Here is a 23311-nt window from a genome sequence, read left to right as displayed (position 1 = left end):
CCACGAAGGAGGCACTTCGATGAGCACCACCACCGACCGACCCACCCCCCTCACCGCCCGGCCCGCGGCCCCCGCCGCCCGGCCGGCCAAGGTCCGCCCCCGCGGCGAGTCCGGCCCGCTCGCCAGGACCCTGATGCACGGCGCGCTGACCCTGGCCAGCCTGATCGCGCTCTTCCCGGTGGCGTGGATCCTCTACGTCTCGTTCGGCCCGGACAAGACCGACTACCTGCACCCCGGCGAGATCCTCGGCAAGCTGACGCTGTCCAACTACTCGACGGTGCTGTTCGACACCGACTTCTTCAAGTGGTTCGGCAACGCCTTCCTGGTCTCCGGCGTCACCACCGTGTTCGGCGTGCTGATCGCCGCCTCCACCGGCTACGCCGTCTCCCGGATGCGCTTCCCCGGCCACAAGCCGCTCATGTGGTCGCTGCTGGTCACCCAGATGTTCCCGATCGCCGTGCTGATCGTGCCGATGTACACGATCCTGTCCAAGCTCGACCTGCTGGACAGCTACCTCGGCCTGATCCTGGTCTACTCGACCACCACCGTGCCGTACTGCGCCTGGCTGCTGAAGGGCTACTTCGACACCATCCCGGTGGAGATCGACGAGGCCGGCCGGGTCGACGGGCTCACCCCGTTCGGCACCTTCTGGCGCCTGGTGCTGCCGCTCGCCCGCCCGGGCCTGGCGGTCGCCGCCTTCTACTCCTTCCTCACCGCCTGGGCCGAGGTCGCCTTCGCCTCCACCTTCATGCTCAGCTCCGACAAGTACACCCTGGCCGTCGGCCTGCAGACCTTCGTCAGCGAGCACGACGCCCAGTGGAACCTGATGGCCGCGACCGCCGTGCTGATCGCCATCCCCTCCTCGGTCCTCTTCTACCTGGTGCAGCGCCACCTGGTGACCGGCCTGACCGCCGGCGCCTCGAAGTCCTGAACGACGTCACCCCTCGACGTCCCGACCGCTCCGCCCCCACTTCCCAAGGGATACCGTCCATGACCCAGAACCTGGCCGACACCTCCCGGCCCGCCGCCGACGCCACCGCTCACGAGGCCGGTGCCGCCGCGGACAGAGGCTGGTGGCGGGACGCGGTCATCTACCAGGTGTACCCGCGCAGCTTCGCCGACTCCAACGGCGACGGCATGGGCGACCTGCCCGGCATCCGCAGCCGCCTGCCCTACCTGCGCGACCTCGGCGTGGACGCCGTCTGGCTCTCGCCGTTCTACGCCTCCCCGCAGGCCGACGCCGGCTACGACGTCGCCGACTACCGCGCTGTGGACCCGGTGTTCGGCACCCTGCTGGACGCCGACGCGCTGATCCGCGACGCCCACCAGCTGGGCCTGCGGATCATCGTGGACCTCGTCCCCAACCACTCCTCCGACCAGCACGAGTGGTTCAAGCGCGCCCTGCGCGAGGGCCCCGGCTCCCCGCTGCGCGAGCGCTACCACTTCCGCCCCGGCAAGGGCGAGAACGGCGAACTGCCGCCCAACGACTGGGAGTCCATCTTCGGCGGCCCGGCCTGGACCCGCACCGAGGACCCGGACGGCACCCCCGGCGACTGGTACCTGCACCTGTTCGCCCCGGAGCAGCCCGACTTCAACTGGGAGAACCCGGCCGTCGCCGACGAGTTCCGCTCCATCCTGCGCTTCTGGCTGGACATGGGCGTCGACGGCTTCCGCATCGACGTCGCCCACGGCCTGGTCAAGGCCCCCGGCCTGCCCGACCTCGGCGGCGCCGACCAGCTCAAGCTGCTCGGCAACGACGTCATGCCCTTCTTCGACCAGGACGGCGTGCACGAGATCTACCGCAGCTGGCGCGGGATCCTCGACGAGTACCCGGGGCAGCGGATCGGCGTCGCCGAGGCCTGGACCCCGACCGTCCAGCGCACCGCCAACTACGTGCGCCCCGACGAGCTGCACCAGGCCTTCAACTTCCAGTACCTCGGCACCTCCTGGGACGCCGCCGAGCTGCGCGCGGTGATCGACCTCTCGCTCGACTCGATGCGCCCGGTCGACGCCCCCACCACCTGGGTGCTCTCCAACCACGACGTCACCCGGCACGCCACCCGGTTCGCCAACCCGCCGGGCCTGGGCACCCAGATCCGCACCGCCGGCGACCGCGAACTCGGCCTGCGCCGGGCCCGCGCCGCCACCCTGCTGATGCTCGCGCTGCCCGGCTCCGCCTACGTCTACCAGGGCGAGGAACTCGGCCTGCCGGACGTCACCGACCTGCCCGACGAGGTCCGCCAGGACCCGTCGTTCTTCCGTCAGGCCGGCCAGGACGGCTACCGCGACGGCTGCCGCGTCCCGATCCCGTGGTCCGGCACCGAGGCCCCCTACGGCTTCGGCCCGAGCGCCGGCGGACCGTCCTGGCTGCCGCAGCCCGCCGAGTGGGCCGGCCTCAGCGTCGAGGCGCAGACCGGCGATCCGACCTCCACCCTGGAGCTGTACCGCTCGGCGCTGGCCGTCCGCAAGGCGCGGCCCGACCTCGGCGCCGGCACGGACGTCCAGTGGCTGGAGGGCCCCGAGGGCACCCTGGCGTTCCGCCGCGGCTCCTTCGTCTGCACCGTCAACACCACCGGCGCCCCGGTCCGGATACCGGCCCCCGGCCGACTGCTGCTCACCTCCGCCGGCGCCGACCCGGTGGTGGCGGACGGCGAGGCGGTGCTCGCCGCGGACAGCACCGACTGGTGGGAGGTCTGACGTGGTTGCAATAGGCTCTGGGATCGTGACTACGGCGCGACTCTCAGACATCGCGGCGCAGGCGGGGGTCAGCGAAGCCACCGTCTCCCGCGTGCTCAACGGCAAGGCCAACGTCTCGGCCGCCACCCGGCAGACCGTGCTGGCGGCCCTGGACGTGCTCGGCTACGAGCGGCCGACCCGGCTGCGCCGGCGCAGCGCGGGCCTGATCGGGCTGATCACGCCGGAGCTGAGCAACCCGATCTTCCCGGCGCTGGCCCAGGTGATCGAGCAGGTGCTGAGCCGGCACGGCTACACGCCGGTGCTCTGCACCCAGACGCCGGGCGGCTCCACCGAGGACGAACTGGTGGAGATGCTGGTCGACCGGGGCGTGGCGGGCATCGTCTTCGTCTCCGGCCTGCACGCGGACTCCACCGCCGACCACGACCGCTACGCCCGGCTGGCCGGGCGCGGGGTGCCGTTCGTGCTGATCAACGGCTACAGCGAGCGGATCGACGCGCCGTTCATCTCGCCGGACGACCGGGCCGCGATGTGGATGGCCGTCCAGCACCTCGCCGAACTCGGCCACGAGCGGATCGGCCTGGCGGTCGGCCAGCAGCGGTACGTGCCGGTGCTGCGCAAGATCGAGGGCTTCACCGCGGCCATGCGGGAGGTGCTCGGGCGCAGCCGGGAGGAGGCCGAGGCACTCGTCCACCACACGCTGTTCAGCGTGGAGGGCGGGCACGCGGCGGCCGGGGCGCTGCTCGACAAGGGCTGCACGGCGATCGTCTGCGGCAGCGACATGATGGCGCTCGGCGCGATACGGGCGGTCCGGCAGCGGGGCCTGGCGGTGCCGCAGGACATCTCGGTGGTCGGATTCGACGACTCGCCGCTGATCGCCTTCACCGAGCCGCCGCTGACCACCGTGCGCCAGCCGGTGGAGGCGATGGCCACCGCGGCGGTGGACGCGCTGCTGGAGGAGGTCGGCGGCAACGCCGCGCAGCGCGGGGAGTTCATGTTCCAGCCGGAGCTGGTGATGCGCGGCTCGACCGGCGCCCGCGCGCGCTGAGCAGCCGTGTACTGAGCGGCCCGTGCGCCGATCAGGGTGCCGAAGGGGCCCGGGAGCGGATGTGCTCCCGGGCCCCTTCGGCGTTGCGGCCGCTCAGCCCTCCTGGGCGACCGGGCGGTCCTGGATGACCCGGTGGCCGTCGGCGGCGTCGCCGGTGCGGGTCTCGGTGCGCCGGCCCCGCTCCAGGTAGTCGCGGAGGATCAGTTCGACGGCGTCCTGCGGGTTCCTGGTGCCGGACAGCATCATCGCGTCGATCGCGAGGTTGGCGTCGAGCGTGACGGTGACCTGGGCCATGGTGACTCCTCCTCGGGTGCAGGGCAGCAGCATGCCCGGTGCGGCCCCGGTTTGACCATGGCCGCTCTTCGCGCGCCCGCGTCCGGGCATGCCGCGGCCCCCGGGGAGGAGCGACCGGACTCTCCCCGGGGGCCGCGGCGTGACGGGATCAGACCCGGCCGGCGAAGTCCGGCGCCCAGTTGGCGACGGTCTGCGTCCGCACGCCCGAGCTCGGGTTGGCGGCCTCGACGTACTTGCCGTCGCCGATGTACAGCGCGACGTGGTAGACGCCGGAGTCCTTGCCGTTGTTGGACCAGAACAGCAGGTCGCCCGGCTTGAGGGCGTCCAGCGAGACGTGGGTGGACGCGGCGGCCTGGTCGGCGGCGACGCGCGGGACGGAGATGCCCGCGGCGCGCAGCGCGGCCTGGGTCAGGCCGGAGCAGTCCCAGCCGCCGTTGCCGGTGCCGCCGTAGACGTAGGCCTGGCCGACCTTCGACTGGGCGAAGGCGACGGCGGCGGCCATGCTGCCGGTGGCCGTCGGGGCCGGCGCCGGGGTCTCGGCCTGCGCGGCGGGCTTGTTCGCCGGCTTGGTGGCCGGGGTCTGGGTCTGGGTCTGCGCGGACGGAGCCCGGGTGTCGCCCTGGGCGCGGTTGAACCAGTCGAAGCCCTGGCCCTGGGCACGGTCGCCCAGGCTCAGCCGCTGGCCCGGGTAGATGGCGTGCGGGCCGTCGGTCAGGGTGGCGCGGTTGAGCTCGTACAGGCGCTGCCAGCCGCCCTGGACGTGCTGCTCGTCGGCGATGGTGGACAGCCAGTCGCCGGCGGCCACGGTGTAGGCCTCGGAGGCCCGCTGGCCGCTCTGCTGACGCCACTGCCGGTCGCTCTGGCGCTGCTCGGCGGCGGGGGCGGTGCCGGGCGCGGTGGTGGCGGCCTGCGGCTGCGCGGCGGGCTTGCCCGCCGGCTTGGCGGCCGGGGCCTGCGCGGCGGGGGACTGCGCGGCGGGGGTCTGCGCGGCCGGGGCCTGGGTGGCCGGCTTGGCGGCGGCGGAGGTGTCCACCGCGGCCGGGGTGCCGCCCTTGGTCAGACCGGCCTTGACCGAGCAGACCGGCCAGGCGCCGGGGCCCTGCACGGCCAGGACCTTCTCGGCGATCGCGATCTGCTGGTCCTTGGTGGCGAGGTCGGCGCGCGCGGCGTACGCGGTGCCGCCGAACCCGGACCAGGTGGAGTTGGTGAACTGGAGGCCACCGTAGAAGCCGTTGCCGGTGTTGATGCTCCAGTTGCCGCCGCTCTCGCACTGGGCCACCTTGTCCCAGGTGGCGACGGAGGCGGCCGAGGCGGTGCCGGCGGTCAGGCCGGGGACGGTGAGGCCGATGCCCGCGACGCCGAGGGCGGCGATCGCGCGACGGGTACGGCCGGACAGTCGGGTGCCGTTGGTGGGCAGCATGAAGACGTGGTCCTCTCCCACGCCTGCGAGGTGAGCTGTCGGATTCGGGCCGGAGTTGCCCGGCCGCGCTGTGGACGCGGCTTCACCCCTAGCCCGGGGCCGGTCCGAGGACCGGTCCTGGGCGAACTACCTGTGGTTCCCCCGCTCCTGCCGTGGTGCATTGCGCTGCCAGCGCGCCCGACGGCAGGACTCGGCGTCGCGGACGTGCTGGGTCCGTGTGGCCACGAACGGGGAGCACGTTAAGCAGAGGCGCGTTCAAACCGCAAACATGTGTGACGCTCGTCACGGTTTGCGAAATCCGTGCTGAGCGGCTGTCCTTCATGATCAGAAATGACCGGTTTTCCGCAACGCCGGTCGTGGCCAACGCAACTGCCTATGCTTCAGAGCGTCGGCGGCGCGCCGGCACCGCCGCAGCCGTCCGGAGAGAGGGCTACGCACCGATGGGCATCGACGAGGAGCCGAACACCCCCCGTCCGGCCGCCCGGCCACGCGGAGCGCATCGCCGGGCAAAGCACCGCAGAGCGGACATCCCGACCGAACCGTCCCGAACTCACTTGACCCGCCGGGCACTACTGCGCTGGCTGGCCGTCGGCACCGCCTTCGCGGCGATCAGCGGCGAGGAGATCCTGCGCCGCTCGCTGACCGGCGAGACCCGGTTGGTCACCCCGGCCGCGGTCATCGGGACCACCCCGACCGAGGCCGCCGGCCCGATGGGCTCCGACGGCGGCCACGGCGCCGCCCCGCCGGACGGCACCGGCCCCCCGGGTACCGGCGCCCCCGAGCAGCCCGCCCCCGCGCCCACCGTCGACCAGGGCGGCCGCCGCTGGTCCGACCGGGCCGGCTGGGGCGGCAGCCCGCCGGGACCGCGCAGCGCGGTGCGGATCACCGACCGGGTCCTGCTCGACACCGACGCCGAGGTCGGCTCCCTGCTGGTCGAGCCGGGCGGCGCGCTCACCTTCGCCGCCGACCGCACCGTCACCCTCGCCGCCGCCGGGAACGTCGAGGTCCGCGGCGCCCTGGCCCTCGCCCCCGACGGCGGCCACGTCCACACCCTGCGCTTCCCCGGCGTCGACGAGAAGCGGTTCCAGGGCGACGGCATGAAGGTGGTCGACACCGACGTCGGCCTCTGGGTCACCGGCGCCGGCTACCTGCGGCTGGACGGCGCCGCCAAGACCGCCTGGGTCCGCGCCGACCGCGAGCTCGGGGCCGGCGACACGGTCGTCAACCTCACCTCCCCGCCGGCCGGCTGGCTGCCCGGCGACGAACTCGCCGTCACCCCGACCGGCCCGCCCGACCAGGAGGGTTTCGCCGCCGGCTACGACCTCGTCACCATCCGGTCCGTCAGCGGAACCACCGTCACCCTGGATGCCCCGCTGCGGTACGCCCACCCCCGGGTCGCCGCCGGAGGGGGCGTCACCGTCGGCGCCGAGGTGCTCAACCTGACCCGCAGCGTCCGGGTCGAGGGCACCGCCGGGGGCCGCACCCACGTCCACCTCACCAGCTCCCGCCGGGCCGACGTGCGGCACGCCGCGCTGCGCTGGGTCGGCCCGCGCGCCGACACCAGGGAGACCTGGAAGGGCCCGGACGGCACCGCCCCGGTCACCGCGCCGGTGCTCGGCCGGTACGGACTGCACTTCCACCGGCTCGGCGACGCCACCCGCGGCACCGTCGTCGAGGGCGTGGTGGTCCGCGACGCCGGCAGCCACGCGTACGTCCCGCACGCCAGCCACGGCATCACCTTCCGCAGCTGCATCAGCCACGAGACCTGGGAGGACGCCTACTGGTGGGACGGTCCGCTGGACACCCGCACCCCCCAGCAGCCGTCCGACGACATCGTCTACGAGTCCTGCGTCGCCTCCCGCACCCTGCTCGAACCCAACCCCCGGGCCTACCGGCTGACCGGCTTCAACCTCGGCGCGGGCACCGGCGGCAAGGCGCTGGACTGCGTGGCGGTCGGCGTGCAGGGGGCGAACGGCGCCTCCGGCTTCGAGTGGCCGGAGAACAGCGAGGGCGTCTGGACCTTCCAGCGCTGCCTGGCCCACAACAACCTGCAGGACGGCATCTTCGTCTGGCTCAACGCCAAGCAGCACCACGTGGTCACCGAGTTCGCCGCGTACCACAACGGCGGCTGGGGCATCGAGCACGGCGCCTACCTCAACGACTTCGACTACACCGCGAGCGTGCTGTACGGCAACGCGGGCGGGGGAGTGGCGCTGCACTCGCTCGGCCGCGACCGGGGCACCGTCTTCGACGGGCTGCTGATCGACGCGGCCGGGAAGAGCGACTTCGCGGTCTCCACCGCGCGGCACGAACTCGCCGGGGAGTCGGTCACCTTCGGCCGCTGCCGGTTCACCGGCTACCGCCGGGCCGGGATCGCCTTCCGCGCCGGGGCCGACGGCAAGCCGGACGACGTGCTGGTGCTGGACTGCGAGTTCGGCGGCAACGAGCTGTGGCTGGACCCGCAGGCCGGTCCGCCCAAGAACGTCCTGCTGCGCCGGGCCGGGTCCACCGAGGTGCTCCAGGTGCGCCGGGCGGGCGAGGAGGGCACCGCCCAGCCGCAGTGGAACGCCGCCGCGGCCGCGGTGCCCACGCTGGCCGGCCAGTCGCGGCCGGTGCAGGTGCCCGCGCTGAAGCTGAAGGACGCCGCCGCGCCCACCACCCGGGTGGGCCGGTAGGGAACGCGAGGAGGGCCCGGGGCGGTGCGTCCGTTCCGGGCCCTTCCGCGTGACGGGGTGCTACTGGGCGGCGTGCCGCCCGCCGGCGCGCGTGCCGTCGGCCTCGTCGGCGTCCGACTCGTCGGCCCCGGCCTCGGGGGCGACGGCCGGCAGCGCGGCCAGGTAGGTGGAGGCGAGCAGCTGGCCCACCGCCTGGTACGCGCCCAGCGGCGCGGCCGACGGGCAGCCGGACTCCTCGGCGGCCGTGGCGAGCAGCTCGGCGTCCGCCTCCGGGCCGATCACCAGCGGGGCCAGCGCCGGGTTCTGGGCGCCCATCTCCTTGAGGTGGGCGACGGCGTCGGCGACGGAGCCGGGCAGGTCCAGCGCGGCGGCGACCACCGGCACGGCGAGCCGGGCGGCCAGCAGCATGCCGGTGATGCCGGCGGCGTCGGCCGCGGCCTGCCCGCCGACGGTGGTGAGCACCACGCCGTCGGCGGCGGTCGCGATGGCGAACAGCCGGGCGCGGTCGGCACGGGCCAGCCCGGCCTCGGAGAGGCGGACGTGGACGCCCTCGGCGAGCAGCGGGTGCGGGCCCAGCGCGTCGGTGACGGGGGCGCCGTACTCGGCGGCGAGCCGGTGCAGTTCGGGCAGGAAGTCGTGCGGGCCGGGCACCAGCGGCACCACGACCGGCGCGGGCAGGCCGGCCTCGGCCGCCTCGGTCAGCAGTTCGGCGACGGTGCGCTCACCGCTCGCCCCGCCGTCACCGGAGGGGAGGTAGCCGGCGGCGGTCCGCACGCCGTTCTGCTCGCTGCGGACGATGGACAGCAGCTCCTCGACGACGGGCCGGGATTCCGGCCCGGCGGCCGCGGGGACGGCGAGCAGCAGGGCCGGGGAACCGGCCGGGATCTCGGGGCGCTCGGGACGGCGGTGGCGCCCCCGCGCACGGGAGCCTGGAGTGCGGACGGGCAGTGGCGCGCCCGGGATGGCTGCGGTGCTCATGGCGGAGATCGTAGGACATCGGTCCGCCCGGCCCGCAGTCGGCTGCCGAACCGGGCGGGGAGGCCGCGGGGAAATGCGGACATAACCGGCCCCCGGGCGGCAGTTCTCCCGGTACCCGCTCAGATGCGCCGGAAGGGGAACCGCGTTGCCGCTCCCGCGCGTGAGATGTCTCACAGCGCGCGGGCGGCCTGACGGAGGGTCACGAAAGGGCGACTCCCGGCGTTCGAAGATCAACAATCGGCGGGTGTTCGCCTACGGGCGGTTAGCGACGGCTTGCCGATTCAGTCGGCTATGTCCGCTTACGTACGGTCGGGGGAGTGCCTCGTGAAGAGTTCCGTTTCGGTGTCGAAAAGGCCGTGCACCTGCAACGTCCCGTGCTGATGCACGTGCACTGGAGCTATCATCACGTCAAGTGAGGCGTTGTGCCGGGCCGGTACGGGGCCGGCCCGTGCGTTCGGCCGGGGCCGGGGCGCCGAGCTGAACGACCCACTCCGGAGCTCTTCGGGAGATTTCTATGCACGACACGCACGACAGGTACGACAGGTACGACACGTACAACGGGATGGCTGCCACCGACCTCGAGGGCGTGGTCTGGCAGAAGAGCCTGCACAGCAACTCCCAGGGCAACTGCGTCGAGTTCGCCGCCCTCCCGGGGGGCGAGGTGGCGATGCGCAACTCCCGCTTCCCGGACGGTCCGGCGCTCATCTACACCCGGGCCGAGATCGCCGCACTGCTCCTGGGGGCGAAGGACGGGGAGTTCGACCACCTGGCGGTCTGACCGGCCGCCGGCTTCACCATTCGGGGGGCCGTCGTGGGTGCTGACACCACGACGGCCTTTGTCTTGTCCGGGATCCTCGCCCGGGCTCCTCGTCGGGAGTCGCGGAGTCGCGGAGCCCGTCGTCCGGAACCCTTCCGCGGACCGCCGTCGGGCGGCCCTGCCCGGGACCGGTCCCGGGATGCGCCGGGGATGCGCCGGGGAAGCGCTACGGTTCCCGCCCGCCGCTCTGCCGAGCCGCCGCACGCGGATCGGAGGAGCCGCCACCGCCGGGGGCTGCCGGTGCCCGCTGCCCGAGGGCCGCCGGTCGCCGCTGCCGGGGTGTCGTTCGCCGTGCTGTGGTGGTCGCGCGGGGCCGTTCCGCCGCACGCGGGTCCGCCGGGTGCCGATCAGGCCGAGCGTCGGTGCCGTCCGCCGAACTCCGCCACCGGGTCGGGCGCCGGACGCTGCGCCTCCTGCGCCTCGAACAGGGCCCAGACGACCTTGCCGCCGCCCAGCGGATGCCAGCCCCAGGAGCGGCTGAACGAGTCCACCAGGTGCAGGCCGCGTCCGGACTCCGCCACGAAGTCCGCCTCCCGGGCCACCGGTCCGATGCTGCTCGGATCGCTCACCGCGCAGACCACCTGGGGCGCGCGGTGCACGAGGCTTATTCGGATCGGCAGCCGGCTCTCGGCCGCCGGTTGCGTGGGAAAGTCGTAGTCGTCCGCCGCGGTGGGACACGCGCCGATCGCGTGCCGCAGCGCGTTGGTCACCAGCTCCGATGCCACCAGCGCGACGTCGTCGAAGAGCTCGTCCAGGCCCCAGCGCCGCAGGGCGGTTCTGGCGAAGTCGCGCGCGGTTCTGACGGCCTCATAGCGGGGGGCGAGCGTACAGGTGACCACATGGGGGTCGACTGCCAAAGCCGTTCCGGTGCTCATGAAGAGCTCCTCCCATAAGGGGGCGGACACGGCTGGACCCGCCGGGGTCATGCCGGTCACCTCCGACTCGCTCGGCCGCGCGGCCGCCCCCTCGACCAGGCGCGCGCGCACGAGGGCCCGGAGGCGCGGGGGCGCTGCCGGGCCGGTGCACGGAATCGCGCGTGGGGTCGACGCGGAGCCCGCGGGATTGCCAGGGATGTGCAGGTGCACGTGCACCATCGTGCTCTGCGCTCACTGCAGATGCAAGAGTCGATTCACGTGCAGTCGTTCAAATGGCATATGCAAGCGCCGGATGCACGTGCATCCTGGTGTGCGGAGTGCAGAACTGATAGGAACATCCGTCAGTATCGGCACCGTGAGCGCTCAACTGATGGCAGACTGTGCGCTGTTTGCCCTAGGTGGAGGTTAGGACCGCATGACCACAGTTCAGCCGGGCGGCGGCTCGATGGTCCGCCGGATCCTCCTCGGCTCCCAGCTGCGCCGGCTCCGCGAGACGCGTGGCATCACCCGCGAGGATGCGGGCTACGCGATCCGGGCCTCCGAGTCCAAGATCAGCCGCATGGAACTCGGCCGGGTCAGCTTCAAGGAACGTGACGTCGCCGACCTGCTCAGCCTCTACGGCGTGGACGACGGCCTCGAACGCGAGGCGCTGCTCGGCCTGGTCCGCGAGGCGAACAAGTCGGGCTGGTGGCACAGCTTCAACGACGTCCTGCCGGGCTGGTTCCAGACCTACGTCGGCCTGGAGGAGGCCGCTGCCCTGATCCGTACCTACGAGGTCCAGTTCGTCCCCGGCCTGCTCCAGTCCGAGGAGTACGCACGGGCGGTTTTCGGCCAGAGTCGGCCGGTGATCAGCGAGGAGGAGGTGGAGCGCAGGGTCAGCCTGCGCATGCGCCGCCAGAAGCTGCTCACCGAGGGCAACAGCCCGCGGCTCTGGGCGGTCATCGACGAGGCCGCGCTGCGCCGACCGGTGGGCGGGCCCCAGGTGATGCGGGGCCAGGTCCAGTACCTGATCGACGCCGCCGAGCAGGCCAACGTCGTCATCCAGGTCATGCCCTTCCGCTTCGGCGCGCACGCGGGCGAGTCCGGTGCGTTCACCATCCTGCGCTTCCCCGAGCAGGACCTCGCCGACGTGGTCTACCTGGAGCAGCTGACCAGCGCGCTGTACCTGGACAAGCGCGACGACGTGGACGCCTACATCCAGGTCATGGAGCGGCTCTGCGTGGACAGTCTCACGCCCGAGCGCACCATCGACCTGCTGGCCTCGATCCTGAAGGAGCGCTGAGCGGGAGCCGGGAGGCGGCCGGGGAACCGGGAGCCGACCGGAGCACGGCACGGGGACGGCCGCCGGCCGCCGCGGGTCAGCCGCGGGCCGGCGGCCGTTCCCGTTCCGGCGGGAGCGGCTGCGGCGGGCGGCCCAGCTGCCAGGGCAGGCCGTAGCGGCCGAACAGGTCGGCGCGGATCGGGGCCAGCGGCAGCTCCGCCCCGGGCAGCAGCACGCCTATGCACCCGCCCATCAGCGCGCTGCGCAGCACCGCGTGCTCGGCCACCGGGTCCGGCGCCCCCCAGTCGCGCAGCAGTCCCTGGAGGATGGCGCCGAGGCGCTGCTGCTCCGGGTCCTGGACGAAGGCGCCGGTGTCCGGGTCGAGGATCAGCGCGAGGTGCGAGCGCATCACCCGCGGGTGGTCCATGGCCAGTCCGAGTACCGCGTCGATGGCCCGGGCCAGCCGGGCCTCCGGGCCCGCGTCGGGGGCCAGCTCGTCGAGCGCGGCGGAGAGCGCCTGGTGCATCATCCGGTGGGTCGCGGACTGCATCAGCAGCCGTTTGCCGTCGAAGTAGTAGGACAGCAGCCCGCGGGCGAGCCCGGCCCGCTCGGCGATGTCGGTCAGCGTGGTGCCGGCGTATCCGCGCTGGTCGACCAGCTCGACGGTGGCCCGCATGATGCGTCGCCGGGAGCGCTGGCGCATCTCCTCATTGACCGAATCCCCGCGAGGTGCCATCGTGTCTGCTCCGTACGTTCGTTGGCTGGCGGCCAATATACTGGCCGGGCCGGCGGGCGAACCGCGGCGGCCGGCCCTTGGCCGGGCGGCCCGGTTCGGTTCGTACGGTGGCGCCGGCCCTACCAACACGGGGGTTTGGTAGAGCCGGCGCCCTGCCCGACGGAGAGGGCCGAACCCGGATCGGGGCCCTGCCGTCGTCCAGCGTTCGTGGGTCAGCGCTTGCTGAGGATCTCACCGCGCTGCTCTGCCAGGTCTTCCCGGCTGACTGACTGATAATCATAGTCCGGCACGGACGGCGGAGTTGCCTTCTTCCGCCGGTCGACCACGGCGCCGCCCACGGCGATCACCAGTCCGACCAGTGCGACCCCGGTGACGAAGAGCAGCGCGGGCCGGTAGCCGTCCAGCTGGGCCTGGGCGCTGGTGCCGCCGCCGTTGCCCGCGGTGATGATCGCGGTGGCGCCGGCCAGCACCACCGCGGTGCCCACCTGGATCGCGGTGTTCACCAGCCCGGAGGCGAGCCCCTGCTCCTCGTCGGCCACCCCGTCGGTGGCGGCGATGTTCACCGAGGGGAAGGCCAGTGCGAAGCCGACGCCGAGCAGCACGATCGACGGGAGCACCAGCGCCGGGTAGGAGCTGTGCTCGTCCAGCCGCAGGAACAGGGCGAACGCACCGACCAGGGCCAGCAGGCCGATCGGCAGCAGGCGGCCGGTGCCGAAGCGGTCCACCACCGGCCCCATGAAGGGCGCCGAGAGGGCGATCATCGCACCGGCCGGGAGCAGTCCGAGCGCCATCGCCAGGGCCGACCAGCCGAGCAGGTCCTGCAGGTAGAGGGTGACCACGAACTGGAAGCCGCCGTACGCGCCGGCCATCGCGAAGGCGATCACGTTGGCGCGGGCGACCGCGCCGTTGCGGAAGATGCCGAGCCTCACCAGCGGGTGCGCGGTGCGGCTCTCGACCACCAGGAAGGCCGCGACGAGCAGTACCACGACGGCGAGCGAGCCCAGGGTGCGCGGGCTGAGCCAGCCCGCGCCCTGCGCCTCGGTGGCGGTGAAGACCAGCAGCAGGACGGAGGCGGTGCCGGTGATCGCGCCGAGCACGTCGTAGCGGCCGTGCGCCTTCTCCTCGGTCGGGCGGGGGAGCAGCCGGACGGCGAAGACCAGCGCGATCAGCGCGATCGGGACCGGCATCAGGAAGGTCCAGCGCCAGCCCACCGAGGTGAGCAGCCCGCTGAGAACCAGGCCCAGCGAGAAGCCGCTGGCGCCGCAGGTGGTGTAGATCGACAGCGCCCGGTTGCGGGCCGGGCCCTCGGGGAACGTCGTGGTGATGATCGACAGGCCGGCCGGCGCGGTGAAGGCGGCCGCGACGCCCTTGAGGAAGCGGGCGGCGATCAGCAGTCCGCCGTCGTCGACCAGGCCGCCGAGCAGGGAGGCGCCGGCGAAGACGGCGAGCGCGGCGAGGAAGACCCGGCGGCGGCCGAGCAGGTCGGCGGTGCGGCCGCCGAGCAGCAGCAGGCCGCCGTAGCCGAGCACGTAGCCGGAGACCACCCACTGCAGGGTGGAGGTCGACAGGTGCAGTTCGGAGCCGATGGACGGCAGGGCGATGCCCACCATCGAGACGTCCAGGGCGTCCAGGAAGAGCGCGGCGCAGAGCACGATCAGGGTGCCCCAGAGGCGGGGGGTCCAGTGGCCCCCGGCGGATGACGGTGCGTCAGGAGTCGTGGCGGTCGCTGTGGTCATGGCGCAAGAGACTACATGCACATGCATTCAATGCAAGTGAATAAGATGTTAACGCATAAGTTGTGGACGCCTGTGATACCCTGGCGCGGTGGCTGAACTCGACTCCCCGGCGGAGGCAGGTCTGGTCGCCCAGTGGCGCGACCTGCTGGCCCGCCATGCCCAGACCGCCTGCCTGCTCGACCGCGAGCTGGGCGAGAAGCACGGCCTGGGCATGAGCGAGTTCGAAGTGCTGGAGCGCCTCGTCGAGGGCTGTGACGGCACCGGCGGCGGGCTGCGGGTCCAGGAACTCGCCCCCACCGTGCACCTCAGCCAGAGCGCGCTCTCCCGGCTGATCGGCCGCCTGGAGAAGGCCGGACTGGTCACCCGGGCGATGTGCTCGGACGACCGGCGGGGCATCAAGGTCGCGGTGACCGAGGAGGGCCACCGGCGCTACACCGAGGCGCGCCCGCTGCACCGCGAGGTGCTCTCGCTCACCCTGGCCGACGACCCGGTGCCCGCCTGCGGGCCGATCCCGGACTGACCCCCGTCAACACGCGGACGTGACCGGCCGGTTCGCCGCTGTGGTTTGCGCGGCCCGGCCGGTTCAGCGCAGGGCGAGCAGCCCCGGCGCGGCGGCCAGCACGACGACCGCGGCGGGCGCCGCGAGGGCGACCAGGGTCAGCCGCAGCCGGTTGGGCACGGACAGCCGGGGCCGCCCCGCCAGCAGCCGGTCCACCCGCTTCGGGGACTGCGCCAGCCCGGGCGGGCAGGAACCGAAGACCCCGCGCTCCAGATTGACCCCGGCCAGCGCCAGGGCCGTGGTGTGCCGCCCGTGCCGGCGCGCGGCCCGGTCGTCCGCCGCCAGCTCCACCAGCTCGCCCACCTGGTCCCGGAACGCGCTGAACACCCCGACGCCGGGGAATCCGGAGGCGAGCGCCTGGGCGCCCTGCGCCAGCCAGTGGTGCCGGGCCCGGACGTGCCCGCGCTCGTGGCTGAGAACCGCCGCCAGCTCCCGGGCGGTCAGCTTCCGCATCGCCCCGGTGGTCACCACCAGCCGGGACTCGTGCCCCGGCAGCGACCACGCCTCCGGGCGGACGTTCTCCAGCACCACCAGCCGCTCCCGGCGGGGCCGCGCGCCCCGGCCCGAGGCCGGCTCGATCGACTCCGGCAGCGGTGGCGACAGCTCGGCGAGCCGGGCGTGCCGGCGGGCGCGCAGCGCCTTCGCCGTCCGGACCTCGCGGGTCAGCGCGAACACCGTCTGCAGGCCGCCCGCCGCCAGCACCGCCGCGCACAACCGGCCCCAGCCCTCGGCGTTGTGCAGCCCGTACGCGGCCTCCACCCCGTTCGGCGCGCAGGAGAACAGCACCTCGCGCAGCGCGGGCAGGGCGGCCATCGCGGCCAGCACCAGGCTCAGCGCGCAGCACAGCAGCACGGCCACCACCAGGCACTGCCAGACCAGCAGGGCCAGCACCGGTTCGCGTTCCACCCAGCGCGCCCGGGTCAGCAACCGGGGAGCCGTGGTGGCGAGCAGCAGTCCGAGCAGCAGCAGGCCGAGCAGGGCCGTCATGGCATGGGCTCCCCGAGGACGCACGGAGCGCGACAAGCGCGCTTCCCGCCAACTTATGCGCTACCGGAGCGGGGTGGTACGGGTTTCGGCCACCCAGTGACCAACGCCACGGCCGTTCGGCGGCGCGGCGGGTTCCCTCGGCGCCGCGCGGCGGCTACATGGTCAGGAGCATGGCGAACATGCCGATGACCACCGACAGCCGGCAGGCCCGGGGCAGCCCGGCCGAGGCCACCGGCACCGCGCCGGCGGACCCGCTCAGCAGCCGGCTGCCGGACCACAGGGCGTACCCGCCGAAGTAGGCCAGCAGCGCGCCGGTCAGGGCCGGCGAGCCCCCCGTCGCGTGGTGTCCGGCGTGGCCCTGTCCGGCCGTCATCGCCAGTGCCATGTAGGTCATCGCCAGCGCGCCGACCGCGTGGTGCAGCCGGTGCGCGCGCCGGGCCGGACGGCGCAGGGCCGCCAGCAGCAGGAGCACCGCGGGCGGGCCGTACACCCAGGCCCACACCTCGCCCGGCACGGCCGTCCCGGTCACCGCCATGGCCGCCATCCCGCAGCCCATCAGCCCCTCGGCGAGGTCGGACTCGTGGGCGCGCAGCCGCCGCGGCCGGGCCGCTTCCCCGGCCCGGGCGCACGGGGCGCGGCGCAGCCGGGAGAGGCAGTAGCCCCCGGAGGCCGCGGTGAGGACGGCGAGCAGCCAGCTGACCAGGCTCGGACCGTGCAACGGCGGCCTCCCGGGCGGCGTGGGCGGGCGTCCCGTCCCACGATCCCGGCCGGCCGCCGCCCGTAGCAGGGCGCGTACGGGGGCGCGCGGGGGCGCACGGGTGTGACCGCCATGGTGCGACGGGCCGTCAGCGCCGCCCTGTCGCACCTGCCGGGGTGCCTAGCGGGCGAGCCGGCCCGAGGCGATCACCCGGCTCAGGAACCGCCGGGTCCGCTCCTGCCGGGGCGCCCCGAACAGCTGCTCGGGCGGCCCCTGTTCGAGTACCACCCCGGCGTCCAGGAAGCACACCTGGTCGGCGACCTCGCGGGCGAACCCCATCTCGTGCGTGGCGAGCAGCATCGTCATGCCCTGCTCCTTGAGGTCCCGCACCACCGCAAGCACCTCGCCGACCAGCTCGGGGTCGAGCGCGGCGGTGATCTCGTCGAGCAGCAGCAGCCGGGGCCCGGTGGCCAGCGCCCGGACGATCGCCACCCGCTGCTGCTGTCCGCCGGAGAGCCGGTCCGGGTACTCCCGCGCCTTCGCCGCCAGCCCGAGCCGCTCCAGCAGCTCCAGCGCCCGCTCGCGCGCCTCGCCGCGCGCCACGCCGTGCACCCGGCGCGGGGCGAGCGTCACGTTCTCCAGCACCGTCAGATGCGGGAAGAGGTTGTACGCCTGGAACACCACGCCGATCCGCCGCCGGACGGCGTCCTCGTCGACCCGCGGGTCGGTGATCTCCACGCCGTCCAGGAAGACCGCCCCGTCGTCGATCCGCTCCAGCAGGTTGACGCACCGCAGCAGCGTCGACTTGCCGGAGCCGGACGCCCCGATCAGCGCCGTCACCGAGTGCTCGGGGACGGTGAGGTGGACCTCGCGGAGCACCGGCGGGCCGGCCCCGAAGCCCTTGCGCACGGCCTCCAGCCGCAGGACCGGCTCGGTGCGGGCGGGATCGGCCGTCACGGCACGCCTCCTTGGTCTCGGCGGTGGCTCATCCGGGTGGTCAGCCAGCCGGTGAACCGTGTCAGCGGGATGGTCAGCAGCACGAAGACCAGCGCCGCCACCAGGTACGGGGTGGAGTTGAACGAGCGGCCGTTGATGATCTTCGCCGCGTAGACCGCGTCGATCACCCCGCCGATCGACACCAGACCGGTGTCCTTCTGCAGGCTGACCAGGTTGTTGAGCAGCGGCGGCACCACCCGGCGCACCGCCTGCGGCAGCACCACGAACCGCATCGCCTGGGGGTGCGACAGCCCCAGCGAGCGGGCGGCGGCCAGCTGGCCCGGGTGCACCGCCTCGATCCCGGCGCGGAACACCTCGGAGACGTAGGCCGTGTACGTCAGCACCAGCGCCGCGCCGCCCAGCCAGAGCGGGTCGGAGGTCACCCCGGCCAGCCGCAGCGCCGGGACGCCGGTGATCATCACCAGCAGGCAGATGATCATCGGCAGGCCGAGGAAGAAGTCCACGTAGACCGTGGCCAGCAGCCGCACCGGCAGGAACACCGGCCCGCGCAGCGTGCGCAGCATCGCGAGCAGCAGCCCGAGGACGAGGATCAGCGCCCCGCAGACGGCCATCAGCTCCAGGTTGATCCGCAGTCCCTTGAGCACCTCGGGCAGCGCCTGGCGGGCGTACCCGGCGTCGAGGAACGACCGGCGCACGGCCGGCCAGCCGGGCGAGGCGACCACCAGGGCGGTCAGGGCGCCGGCGGTCACCAGGGTGGAGGCGGCGGCGATCAGCGCCGAGCGGCGGGTGCGCCGGCGCCGGTAGGCCTCGTGGGCCAGCCGCCGTGCGGAGGGGCGGTACCCGTCCGGGGCCGCCGCCTTGTCGAGGGGGACGCGCGTGTCCGCCTCGTCGGTGCCCACCTCGTCCGCGCTCACGACAGGACGGGGGCCGCGACGGCGTCGGACAGCCACTCCTTCTCCAGCGCCGCGAGCGTGCCGTCCGCCCGCAGCGCGTCCACCGCGGCGGAGACGCAGCCGGTCAGCCGCGACCCCTTGTCCAGCACCAGACCGAACTGCTCGCCCCCGCCGGACCCGCCCAGCCGGCCCACCACCTGAGCCTCCGTCACCTCCGCGCCGGTGATGTAGAAGGCCGTCGGCAGGTCCACCACCAGCGCCTCGACCTGACCGTTGCGCAGCGCGGCCTTGGCGAGGTCGTTGGAGTCGAAGACGGCCGGCTGGGCCGTCGGCCGGATGGTGTCGGTGATCGCCTGCAGGCTGGTGGTGCCGACCTGCGCGCCGAGCTTGGCCCCCTTGAGGTCGGCCAGGGCGCGGGCCGAGGCGGCCCGGGAGCCCTTCAGCGCGATCACCGCCTGCCGGACGTCGTAGTAGCCGGAGGAGAAGTCCACCGCCTGACGGCGCTCGGCGCTGATCGACACCTGGTTGACGTCGAAGTCGAAGTCCTTGGGGCCGGGGGCGGTCGCCTTGCCGAACGGCGTGACCACCCAGGACACCTTTTCCTTCGGGTAGCCCAGCTTCGCCGCGACCGCGTACGCCACCGCCGACTCGAACCCCTTGCCGTTCTCCGGCCGGTCGTCCGAGAACCAGGGGGCGTAGGCGGGCTTGTCGGTGCCGACGGTGAGCGTGCCCGCCGTCCGGGTGGGCAGCGCGCCGGGCGCGCAGTCCGCGGCGTCGGAGGCCGAAGCGCCGGGGCCGGCGGCGTCCTCCTGGGCGGTGCAGCCGGTGGCCGCGGCCAGCACGGCCCCGGCGAGCAGGACGGCGAGGGCGGAGGTGCGGGGGAGGGGCATGGCGGTGCTCCTGGGCGCGGAGGGGCGGACCGGTCGGGTGGGAAACCTCCCCCGGTGGCGGGGTCCGGACACGCGCGGCATGGTCGCCTTGGGGGGCTTCGTCCGGCCCCGTCCGGAAGGTCCCGTCGACTGTTCACACGCCTGCCACACGCGCCCGGGGCGAGGCCCACCGCAGATCCGCCGCCAGGACCCCCCTTGAACAGAAGAACCTTTCGTACTTATGGTGGTCTCGTTGAAAACCCTCCTGTCGAAGTGAGTCCACGATGCAGAATCTTTCGCCAAGGCTCGCTGTGGCGGCCGACGCCCCGGCCCAGAACCTCGCCGAGCACCCGGCCTGGCTGCGACTGAAGGACGCCGTCGAGACCCTGCGCCCGCTGCAGTCCAAGGACGGCTCCATCGACCTGGCCGCCGTGCAGCGCCACACCGTCGACCCGCTGGTCGCCACCGTGCGCGCCGCCGTCGCCGAGCTGGCCCCGCTCTTCCCGCACGACGCCGTCTACCTGGCCGCCGTCGACGCCGACCTGGCCAAGTGGGCCGACACCGGCTACCGGGAGCCCGACTTCCTGGACTCGCTGCTCGCCTTCCAGCCCGCCGACCAGCGCGAGGACGGACTGCAGCACCTGGTCGTCTTCCCGATGTACACGCAGAACGGCAACCCGAACCGCAACCTCGAGGCCGTCCTGCTGAACGTCGTGTGGCCCGAGTGGCTCGCCGAGCTGGAGCGCACCCGCTTCGACAACCCGATGTTCGTGCCGATCACCTTCACCGACTTCACGGCCGGCTACGACACCAACTCCGCCGTCCTCTTCCCCGAGACCGTGGCCGTGCGCAAGGCGCCGGAACGTTTCACCTGGGGCGGCATCTTCTGCGACCGTGAGGCCGCCCGCTTCCGCGTCGTCTCCACCAACGCCGTCGAGCTGCTCGGCCTGGAGATCCCCGCCGACGCCGCGAGCCTGCTGGAGGACCAGGAGCGCTCGCAGCAGACCTTCGTGCTCTGGGACCTCATCCACGACCGGACCCACAGCCACGGCGACCTGCCGTTCGACCCCTTCATGATCAAGCAGCGCAGCCCGTTCTGGATGTACGGCCTGGAGGAGCTCCGCTGCGACCTCACCACCTTCAAGGAGGCGGTGAAGCTGGAGGCCGAGGGCAACGAGCACGCCCGCGACGTCCAGTACGCGATCCTCTTCGACCGCCTCTTCCGCTTCCCGGTCACCGGCGACCGCGTGCGCAACTACGACGGCATGGGCGGCCAGCTGCTCTTCGCCTACCTGCACAAGCACGACGCGCTGCGCTGGCGCGACAACCGCCTCAGCATCGACTGGGACCGCGCCCCGCAGGTCACCAACGAGCTCTGCGCCGAGATCGAGACCCTCTACCGCGACGGCATCGACCGCCCCAAGCCGGCCCACTGGATCGCCGCCTACGAGCTGGTCTCCCGCTACCTCACCCCGCACCCCGCCTCCACCTGGGCGAAGGGCACCGAGGCGCTGCCGTTCGACCTCGCCGACGGCAAGGCGCTCAACAAGGCCCTGTGCGACGCTGTGCTCCCCGACGAGTTCCCGCTGAGCATGTTCTACGAGGCCCTCTCCAAGAAGCTCGGCGGCGTCATCGCCTCCACCGCCGGCATCACCGGCGCCGGCCTGCAGGGAGTTGCCGCGTGACCACCGCACCCAAGGGACCGCTGACCGGCAAGGTCATCGCCGTCGCCGGAGCCAGCGGCCCGGCCGGCCAGGCCGTGCTGCGCCGCCTGGCCGCGGACGGCGCCACCGTCGTGGGCGCCGACATCGACGCCCAGCGCCTGGAGTCCGCGCTCGACTCCGTGCGCGTCGCGGTGCGCGGTGCGCGGATCAGCGGCCAGGTCATCGACCTCCTCGACCCGCAGGAGGTGCACGACTGGGCCGACCACCTGGAGGCCGAGCACGGCCACGTCGACGGCGTCTTCCACCTGGTCGGCGGCTGGCGCGGCAGCAAGACCTTCTTCGACACCCGGATCGACGACTGGGACTTCCTGCACGACACCGTCGTGCGCACCCTCCAGCACACCTCGCTGGCGTTCCAGCCCGCCCTGGTCCGCAGCGAGTCCGGCCGGTACGCGATGATCTCCGCCGCGGGCGCGCACAAGCCCACCGCGGGCGGCGCCGCCTACGCCGCCGCCAAGGCGGCCACCGAGGCCTGGACGCTCGCCATGGCGGACTCCTTCCGCAAGGAGACCACCGCCGAGGACGGCAAGCCCACCGCCGCGGCTGCCATCCTGGTGATCAAGGCGTTGGTCAGTCCCGAGATGCGGGCCGAGAAGCCGGAGGCGAAGTTCGCCGGCTTCACCGACACCGCCGACCTCGCCGCACACCTGGCGGGCCTCTGGGACCGCCCCGCAGAAGAACTGAACGGACAGCACCTGTGGCTGACAGCCCGATGACCGACCTCTCCGCGGCCGACCTCTCCGGCCGCACCGACGCGCAGCGGCGGCACGACCCCGCCGTCCGCGGCTTCGCCAGCGACAACTACGCCGGCGTGCACCCCGAGATCCTCGCGGCGATAGCCCTCGCCAACGGCGGCCACCAGATCGCCTACGGCGAGGACGACTACACCACCCACCTGCAGGACGTCTTCCGTCGCCACTTCGGCGACCAGGCCGAGGCGTACCCCGTCTTCAACGGCACCGGCGCCAACGTCGTCGCCCTGCAGGCCCTGCTCCCGCGCTGGGGCGCGGTGGTCGCCGCCGAGAGCGCCCACATCAACGTGGACGAGGGCGGCGCGCCGGAGAAGATGGGCGGCATCAAGCTGCTCACGGTCCCCACCCCGGACGGCAAGCTCACGCCCGAGCTCATCGACCAGCAGGCCTGGGGCTACGGCGACGAGCACCGCGCCCAGCCGCTCGCGGTCTCGATCACCCAGAGCACCGAGCTCGGCACCCTCTACACCGTGGAGGAGATCCGGGCGATCGTCGACCACGCGCACCAGCTCGGCATGCTGGTCCACGTCGACGGCTCGCGGCTGGCCAACGCCGCGGCCTCGCTCGGCGTCCCGCTGCGCGCCTTCACCACGGACGTGGGCGTCGACGTGCTGTCCTTCGGCGGTACGAAGAACGGTCTGCTGTTCGGCGAGTGCGTGGTCGTGCTCAACCCCGAGAAGGTCCGGAACATCAAGTTCCTGCGCAAGACCTCGATGCAGCTCGCGTCGAAGATGCGCTTCGTCTCGGTCCAGTTCGAGGCGCTGCTCTCCGGCGACCTCTACCTGCGAAACGCCGGCCACGCCAACGCGATGGCCCAGCGCCTGGAGGCGGCGGTGCGGAAGATCGACGGTGTGACCGTCGTCCGCCCGGCGCAGGCCAACGCGGTGTTCGCGATCCTCCCGCGCGAGGTGAGCGAGCGGCTGCAGAAGCGTTACCGCTTCTACTTCTGGAACGAGCACACCGGCGAGGTCCGCTGGATGTGCTCCTTCGACACCACGGAGGCCGACATCGACGCCTTCGCGGCCGCCATCGTCGAGGAGATGGGCCGCGCCTGACGCCGGCTCCGACCGCCGATCGTCCCGTCCTGCGCCAGCAGGGCGGGACGATTTGCATGTGGCGTGCGGTCTCCCCTAGAGTTCCGGAGTCGCCGCGAGAGAGCGGGGACAAGTGGAAAGCGAAGTCGGGTGAATGAAACTCCGGAAAACGGAGCGGAAAACGTCTGATAAGCTGGAAACACGAAAGAGCGAAGCGCCCGGAGGGCCGGTGTGAAAGCCGCCTGATGGAAGCGTCCGTTCCTTGAGAACTCAACAGCGTGCCAAAAGTCAACGCCAGATATGTT

Annotated in this window: 21 protein-coding genes and 1 riboswitch; of the genes, 10 read left to right on the top strand and 11 right to left on the bottom strand. The window is 73.2% G+C overall.

Translation table 11 applies throughout. From position 1 onward, the window contains the following. Nucleotides 1–19: 19 nt before the first annotated feature. The 3 genes from ABT238_RS35770 to ABT238_RS35760 are packed head-to-tail and all read left to right on the top strand — an operon-like array spanning nucleotide 20 to nucleotide 3742. Entirely contained in the window at nucleotides 20–931 is a 912-nt protein-coding gene (locus ABT238_RS35770) for a sugar ABC transporter permease (protein ID WP_350571719.1), read from the top strand. 59 nt (nucleotides 932–990) lie between these two features. Next, nucleotides 991–2697: a glycoside hydrolase family 13 protein gene (locus tag ABT238_RS35765; RefSeq protein ID WP_350571717.1), complete on the top strand. Its 1707-nt coding sequence runs from the start codon at nucleotides 991–993 to the stop codon at nucleotides 2695–2697. A 25-nt stretch (nucleotides 2698–2722) separates the two neighbouring features. Continuing rightward, on the top strand, nucleotides 2723–3742 hold the full coding sequence (locus ABT238_RS35760; protein ID WP_350571715.1) for a LacI family DNA-binding transcriptional regulator: 1020 nt from the start codon (nucleotides 2723–2725) through the stop codon (nucleotides 3740–3742). 93 nt (nucleotides 3743–3835) lie between these two features. Here the strand turns inward: ABT238_RS35760 and ABT238_RS35755 are convergent, their stop codons facing one another. Together ABT238_RS35755 and ABT238_RS35750 are read right to left on the bottom strand one after the other, a co-directional pair. Further along, nucleotides 3836–4036, bottom strand: a complete 201-nt coding sequence (locus ABT238_RS35755; protein WP_350805162.1) for a hypothetical protein — start codon at nucleotides 4034–4036, stop codon at nucleotides 3836–3838. Between the two features lie 148 nt (nucleotides 4037–4184). Further along, nucleotides 4185–5477: a transglycosylase family protein gene (locus ABT238_RS35750; RefSeq protein WP_350805160.1), complete on the bottom strand. Its 1293-nt coding sequence runs from the start codon at nucleotides 5475–5477 to the stop codon at nucleotides 4185–4187. Next, nucleotides 5464–5624: riboswitch (cyclic di-AMP (ydaO/yuaA leader) on the bottom strand. (Overlaps the previous gene by 14 nt.) Before the next feature lie 386 nt (nucleotides 5625–6010). Here ABT238_RS35750 and ABT238_RS35745 point away from each other — a divergent pair. Then, nucleotides 6011–8131 carry a hypothetical protein gene (locus tag ABT238_RS35745; protein ID WP_350805154.1) on the top strand — a complete coding sequence of 707 codons (2121 nt, stop codon included), beginning with the start codon at nucleotides 6011–6013 and terminating at the stop codon, nucleotides 8129–8131. A 60-nt stretch (nucleotides 8132–8191) separates the two neighbouring features. Here ABT238_RS35745 and ABT238_RS35740 read toward each other — a convergent pair whose 3' ends face one another. Beyond that, entirely contained in the window at nucleotides 8192–9109 is a 918-nt protein-coding gene (locus ABT238_RS35740) for a hypothetical protein (protein ID WP_350805149.1), read from the bottom strand. A 514-nt stretch (nucleotides 9110–9623) separates the two neighbouring features. Between ABT238_RS35740 and ABT238_RS35735 the strand changes: the two genes are divergently transcribed. After that, nucleotides 9624–9887, top strand: a complete 264-nt coding sequence (locus ABT238_RS35735; protein ID WP_350805140.1) for a DUF397 domain-containing protein — start codon at nucleotides 9624–9626, stop codon at nucleotides 9885–9887. Between the two features lie 386 nt (nucleotides 9888–10273). Here the strand turns inward: ABT238_RS35735 and ABT238_RS35730 are convergent, their stop codons facing one another. Beyond that, the gene (locus ABT238_RS35730) at nucleotides 10274–10801 is read right to left on the bottom strand and encodes an ATP-binding protein (RefSeq protein WP_350805136.1); all 528 of its coding nucleotides are present in this window, start codon (nucleotides 10799–10801) and stop codon (nucleotides 10274–10276) included. A gap of 415 nt (nucleotides 10802–11216) precedes the next feature. Here ABT238_RS35730 and ABT238_RS35725 point away from each other — a divergent pair, with 415 nt between their 5' ends. After that, nucleotides 11217–12083, top strand: coding sequence for a Sco1979 family transcriptional regulator (locus ABT238_RS35725; protein ID WP_350571705.1), 867 nt, complete (start codon nucleotides 11217–11219; stop codon nucleotides 12081–12083). Between the two features lie 76 nt (nucleotides 12084–12159). Here ABT238_RS35725 and ABT238_RS35720 read toward each other — a convergent pair whose 3' ends face one another. Both ABT238_RS35720 and ABT238_RS35715 read right to left on the bottom strand, forming a co-directional pair. Next, complete coding sequence (locus ABT238_RS35720; protein WP_350571703.1) at nucleotides 12160–12765, bottom strand: TetR/AcrR family transcriptional regulator; 606 nt, start codon at nucleotides 12763–12765, stop codon at nucleotides 12160–12162. Between the two features lie 245 nt (nucleotides 12766–13010). Continuing rightward, a complete protein-coding gene (locus ABT238_RS35715) occupies nucleotides 13011–14534 on the bottom strand; it encodes an MFS transporter (protein WP_350571701.1) in 1524 nt (507 codons plus the stop codon). An 88-nt stretch (nucleotides 14535–14622) separates the two neighbouring features. Here ABT238_RS35715 and ABT238_RS35710 point away from each other — a divergent pair, with 88 nt between their 5' ends. Continuing rightward, nucleotides 14623–15054: a MarR family winged helix-turn-helix transcriptional regulator gene (locus tag ABT238_RS35710; protein WP_350571699.1), complete on the top strand. Its 432-nt coding sequence runs from the start codon at nucleotides 14623–14625 to the stop codon at nucleotides 15052–15054. A gap of 63 nt (nucleotides 15055–15117) precedes the next feature. On the opposite strand, the gene ABT238_RS35705 is transcribed toward ABT238_RS35710, so the two are convergent. The 5 genes from ABT238_RS35705 to ABT238_RS35685 all read right to left on the bottom strand — a co-directional run bounded on the left by ABT238_RS35705 (nucleotide 15118) and on the right by ABT238_RS35685 (nucleotide 19517). Beyond that, nucleotides 15118–16080, bottom strand: coding sequence for a M56 family metallopeptidase (locus ABT238_RS35705; protein ID WP_350571697.1), 963 nt, complete (start codon nucleotides 16078–16080; stop codon nucleotides 15118–15120). A gap of 154 nt (nucleotides 16081–16234) precedes the next feature. Next, nucleotides 16235–16798, bottom strand: coding sequence for a DUF5134 domain-containing protein (locus ABT238_RS35700; RefSeq protein ID WP_350805117.1), 564 nt, complete (start codon nucleotides 16796–16798; stop codon nucleotides 16235–16237). 159 nt (nucleotides 16799–16957) lie between these two features. Continuing rightward, nucleotides 16958–17734, bottom strand: coding sequence for an amino acid ABC transporter ATP-binding protein (locus ABT238_RS35695; RefSeq protein WP_350571693.1), 777 nt, complete (start codon nucleotides 17732–17734; stop codon nucleotides 16958–16960). Beyond that, a complete protein-coding gene (locus ABT238_RS35690) occupies nucleotides 17731–18648 on the bottom strand; it encodes an amino acid ABC transporter permease (RefSeq protein ID WP_502884396.1) in 918 nt (305 codons plus the stop codon). The genes ABT238_RS35695 and ABT238_RS35690 overlap by 4 nt, the downstream gene beginning before the upstream one ends. Beyond that, nucleotides 18645–19517, bottom strand: a complete 873-nt coding sequence (locus ABT238_RS35685; RefSeq protein WP_350571692.1) for an ABC transporter substrate-binding protein — start codon at nucleotides 19515–19517, stop codon at nucleotides 18645–18647. Before ABT238_RS35685 ends, ABT238_RS35690 begins: the two co-directional genes overlap by 4 nt. 263 nt (nucleotides 19518–19780) lie before the next feature. Between ABT238_RS35685 and ABT238_RS35680 the strand changes: the two genes are divergently transcribed. From ABT238_RS35680 to ABT238_RS35670, 3 genes are read left to right on the top strand one after another with little or no spacing between them, the layout of a single operon-like run. Beyond that, nucleotides 19781–21181: a DUF6421 family protein gene (locus ABT238_RS35680; RefSeq protein ID WP_350571691.1), complete on the top strand. Its 1401-nt coding sequence runs from the start codon at nucleotides 19781–19783 to the stop codon at nucleotides 21179–21181. Continuing rightward, complete coding sequence (locus tag ABT238_RS35675) at nucleotides 21178–21936, top strand: SDR family NAD(P)-dependent oxidoreductase (RefSeq protein ID WP_350571690.1); 759 nt, start codon at nucleotides 21178–21180, stop codon at nucleotides 21934–21936. Before ABT238_RS35680 ends, ABT238_RS35675 begins: the two co-directional genes overlap by 4 nt. Then, nucleotides 21933–23027, top strand: coding sequence for a threonine aldolase family protein (locus ABT238_RS35670; protein WP_350571729.1), 1095 nt, complete (start codon nucleotides 21933–21935; stop codon nucleotides 23025–23027). The genes ABT238_RS35675 and ABT238_RS35670 overlap by 4 nt, the downstream gene beginning before the upstream one ends. Nucleotides 23028–23311 lie beyond the last annotated feature (284 nt).

This window comes from Kitasatospora sp. NPDC001527, assembly GCF_040298605.1.
Classification (GTDB): Bacteria; Actinomycetota; Actinomycetes; order Streptomycetales; family Streptomycetaceae; genus Kitasatospora.
Note: the sequence above shows the minus strand (reverse complement) of the source record. Positions and strands in the feature narration are given on the sequence as shown.